The 4067-nt window shown below is 71.4% G+C and carries 2 protein-coding genes and 1 tRNA gene; 2 read left to right on the forward strand and 1 reads right to left on the reverse strand.

Translation table 11 applies throughout. The features are described 5' to 3' along the window. Nucleotides 1–212: 212 nt before the first annotated feature. Nucleotides 213–286 (forward strand) — tRNA-Lys (locus K6I34_RS32990). A 73-nt stretch (nucleotides 287–359) separates the two neighbouring features. Here K6I34_RS32990 and K6I34_RS32995 read toward each other — a convergent pair. Further along, nucleotides 360–1580 carry a M6 family metalloprotease domain-containing protein gene (locus K6I34_RS32995; protein WP_229331720.1) on the reverse strand — a complete coding sequence of 407 codons (1221 nt, stop codon included), beginning with the start codon at nucleotides 1578–1580 and terminating at the stop codon, nucleotides 360–362. A gap of 393 nt (nucleotides 1581–1973) precedes the next feature. Between K6I34_RS32995 and K6I34_RS33000 the strand changes: the two genes are divergently transcribed. Next, nucleotides 1974–3752, forward strand: a complete 1779-nt coding sequence (locus K6I34_RS33000) for a bifunctional diguanylate cyclase/phosphodiesterase (protein WP_229331719.1) — start codon at nucleotides 1974–1976, stop codon at nucleotides 3750–3752. Nucleotides 3753–4067 lie beyond the last annotated feature (315 nt).

The raw sequence follows: 4067 nt of genomic DNA on the forward strand, positions 1-4067 counted from the left end.
GCCGAGGACGAGCCCACTCCCCCGGCCTCCCGCTGGCTGGTCGCCCCCGAGGTCCGTCACCCCTGGCTGCCGGACGCCGAGGTGCTGCTGTGGGCGTGTGTACGGGTCGCCCGGGAGTCCACCGCGGCCGGTCCTTCCACGGTTTCCGCCCGCTGAAACATATGGATTTTTGTTCCACCGGATCCGGATGCTAGAGTCTTCCACGTCAGCAGGCGCCGCTAGCTCAGTTGGTTAGAGCAGCTGACTCTTAATCAGCGGGTCCGGGGTTCGAGTCCCTGGCGGCGCACAGACAGAAAAAGGCCTCCATCTTCGGATGGGGGTCTTTTTCGTGTTCCGGGTCACCCTGGACTACTCCCGGATCACTCCCGGGTCACGCCGATCGTCCAGGAGCCGGCCGCCGTCCGGCCGCGTACCGTCACCCGTACACCGTCCACCTCCGAGCGGAGGGACTCCCCCACGCCGAGCGGGGCGTCCGCGAGCGCCGGGTAGACGGACTCACCCCAGCAGCCCTGGCGGCCCGGATGGCCGTCCAGCACCTGGATGGGGCCGTTGCCGGACGCCAGATCGCTGCGCACCCGGTAGACCAGTACGCCCTCCGCGCAGGTCGCGGCGTCGTTCCCGGCGGCGGAGCGGGCCTCGACGGCGATGGCGCTCGTGGGGCCCGTACGGACGACGACCATCCGGGTACGGCTGTCGCCGCCCGGCAGCATCGGGGCCTCCAGCGGCTGGAGGGTGTGCAGGCTGCTGCCGCGGCCGCGGACGCAGGCGACCTGCCGCGAGGTGAGCCAGCCCAGCTTCCACTTGTGCCAGCCGAAGGGGTCCGAGGCCAGCCCGAACTGGCTGCCCATGAGGTCCCAGTCGCCGACGTGGGTGTCCCAGTCGCCCTTGCCCTCGGTGGGCCGGTGGTAGAGGTCGGGCAGGTCCAGGACGTGCCCGGTCTCGTGGGCGAGGACATTGCGGTCCGGCGGATGATGTTCGAAGACGGTGACGACGCGGCGCAGCGTGGCGCCGTCGATCTGCACCGGACGGTCGAGGTTGACGACCTTGGTGGCGTCCGAGTCGACGCCGGGGGCGTCGGGGTCGGCGACGAAGTAGACGAGGTCGTAGCGGCTGAAGTCGACGTTCCCCTCGGCGGCGGCGATGGCGTCGCGCAGGTATTCGGAGCGCCTGTCGCCGTCCCAGTCGCGCTGTATGCGGTAGGCGGTGGCGGAGCGGGGCATGCGCAGCCAGCGGTTCATCGGGTGGGCGCGGAGCTCGAACCGGCCGTAGGAGGCGCGTTCGAAGAAGCGGCTGGTGGCGGGGAAGTGGTCCGCGGCGAGCCGTTCGGGGGTGACCTCGGGGCGGGAGTCCGGGAAGGACAGGAAGATCATCACGGCGTCGAGGCGGCCGACCGGCCGGGGGTAGGCCGGGTTCCAGGTGTCGAGCCCTTCCGAGTGGTGCGCCTGGCTGCGCGGGAGCGCGCACGGGCCGCCGGGCCCCACCGCGTGCGCCGGTCCCGCCACCACGGTGGTCGCGATCGCGCAGAGGGAGGTGAGGACCGCCCCGACGCGCCGCGGCCGCCGCGGGCGGGCCACCCCCATGGGTGTCTGCGGACGCACCACGTCGACCTCCCGGGACGGATTCGGGACACCACATCCACCCTCATGGGGTTTGTGGTGATATGCCCGTTTTCCTTACCCCAGTCGAGTGACTTGGCCGACTTCTGGGTACATCACACTCAGTCACTGACGGTCAATCGAGACGGTGCAGCACAATCAGCTCAGCCAGGAGCGCGCACGGTCGTGCAGAAATAGACAAACCGGAGAAGGCGTCTCGGGCAGCGGGGGCCGGGCCGCTGGAACGGTCCTCGTGTGAGCTCTATGATCGCCACATTTCCAGCACGGATTCCCCCGGACAGACGGCCTCCCACCCTCTGCTCGGACACACGTACGAGATCCAAGAGACCCATACGAAGCCAGTGCGGAACGAATGCCATGCGGGAGCGAGCGGTGAGCGGAACCCTCGACGGCCAGGGCGGCGCGCCCGGTTCAACCCCTACAGCCGTCACGCAACGTAACGAATCCAGCGATTTTCGTGCCGCCTTCCATGCCGCGCAGCTCGCCATGGCCGTGGTGGGCCGCGACGGCCTGGTCCGTACCGCCAACCACGCCCTGGGCAAGCTGCTGGGCATCGATCCGGCCCGGCTCACCGACGCCCCGGCCGCCGACTTCACCGGCCTGCGGGAGGATCCGCGCGTCTGGAGCGCCTATCGCGAGGTGCTGCTGGGGCACCGGGAGCGGCTGCACTGCACCCGCAGACTGGCGCGGCGCGGCGGACAGGACGTGTGGGCCGAGGTCGTCGTCACCCTGCTGCCGGACAGCTGCGACGCCCTGCTGTCGGTGGCGGACATCAGCGACCGGCGCGATCTGCGGGCCCGGCTGCGCCATTTGAGAATGCACGACCCTGTCACCCATCTGCCCAACCGGAGTCTGTTCTTCGAGCGACTGACCGCGGCGCTCGCGGCCGCGGCGGGCGCGAGCGGCGGGCGCGGCCGGATCGGGCTGTGCTACCTCGACCTCGACGGCTTCAAGGCCATCAACGACACCCTCGGGCACCGCGCGGGCGACCGGCTGCTGGGCGCGGTGGCCAAGCGGCTGTCGGAGTGCGCGGCGCCCGGCGGCCACCTGGTGGCCCGGCTCGGCGGCGACGAGTTCGCGCTGCTGGTGGAGGAGTCCGCGGGCACCGAGCAGCTCGTCGCGCTCGCCGCGGCCGTACAGGCGGAGCTCCAGCGGCCGTTCGAGGTGGCCGGGCAGCGGCTCGCGGTGTCGGCGAGCATCGGCGTCGTCGAGCGCCTCGCCGCCGGGACGCACGCGACCGAGCTGATGCAGGCCGCGGACACCACGCTCTACTGGGCGAAGGCGGACGGCAAGGCCCGCTGGACCCTCTTCGACCCCGAGCGAAACGCCCACCGCATGACCCGCCAGGCCCTCTCCAGCACCCTGCGCCCCGCGGTCGAGCGGGACGAGTTCGTGCTCCAGTACCAGCCGTTGGTGGGCCTGGGCGACGGCGTCGTACGGGGCGTGGAGGCCCTGGTGCGCTGGCGGCACCCGCAGTTCGGCATGCTGGCGCCGAATCGGTTCATCGGCCTCGCGGAGGAGACGGGGGCCATCGTGCCGCTCGGACGCTGGGTGCTGGCCACGGCCTGCCGCCAGGCGCGGCGGTGGCAGCTCGACCACCCGCGCGAACCGCTCGTCGTCAGCGTCAATGTGGCGGTGCGTCAGGTATGGGACTCCGACCTGGTGGCGGACGTCGCGGCCATCCTCACCGAGACGGGGCTGCCGCCGCAGCTGCTCCAGCTCGAACTCACGGAGTCCGCGGTGATGGGCTCGGCGGGCCGGCCCCTGCAGCAGCTGCGGCAGCTCAGCGACATGGGCGTGGCCATCGCCATCGACGACTTCGGCACCGGCTACTCCAACCTCGCCTACCTCAGCAGACTCCCGGTCTCCACGCTCAAGCTCGACGGCTCCTTCGTGCACGGCTTCCGCGCGGAGGAGCCGCCCAACCCGGCGGACGAGACGATCGTGGAGGCACTGGTCCAGCTCGCCCACCGGCTGGGGATCAAGGTGACGGCGGAGTGCGTGGAGAGCGCGGAGCAGGCGGAACGCCTGGGAAGAATCGGCTGCGACACGGGCCAGGGCTGGTTCTACTCCCGCCCGGTCGCGCCGGATTCCATCTCGGCGCTCCTGAAGACCCCGATGGGCCACCCGGCGTAGGGGCTCCGCCCCGGGGCGACCCGTCAGGGGCGCGGGGAACTGCGCGACCAGCCGAACACGACCGGCGACCGCGCGCCGAGCGCAAGAGGCACCCCGGTGGGCGCACCGGCCCACCGGACCGCAGCCGCACTCGCAGCGCAAGAGGCACCCCGATAGGCGCCGCGCAGCGACCCGCAGCCGCACACCGGGCTCAAGAGGCACCCCCAATAGGCGCCCCCCGGAAAACTACCCCCGCGGCAAGCCGAACGCGTCAGCGATCAAGCCATAACTCCGCAACCGCGCCTCCGCCCCATGCGCATTGCTCGTGATCATCAG

Source organism: Streptomyces sp. UNOC14_S4 (genome assembly GCF_020740835.1).
Classification (GTDB): Bacteria; Actinomycetota; Actinomycetes; order Streptomycetales; family Streptomycetaceae; genus Streptomyces.

Bases quoted from the DNA above. Each gene is read 5' to 3' on its own strand.
- K6I34_RS32995 (WP_229331720.1), bottom strand. From the start codon at position 1,580: ATGGGGGTGGCCCGCCCGCGGCGGCCGCGGCGCGTCGGGGCGGTCCTC.
- K6I34_RS33000 (WP_229331719.1), top strand. From the start codon at position 1,974: ATGCGGGAGCGAGCGGTGAGCGGAACCCTCGACGGCCAGGGCGGCGCG.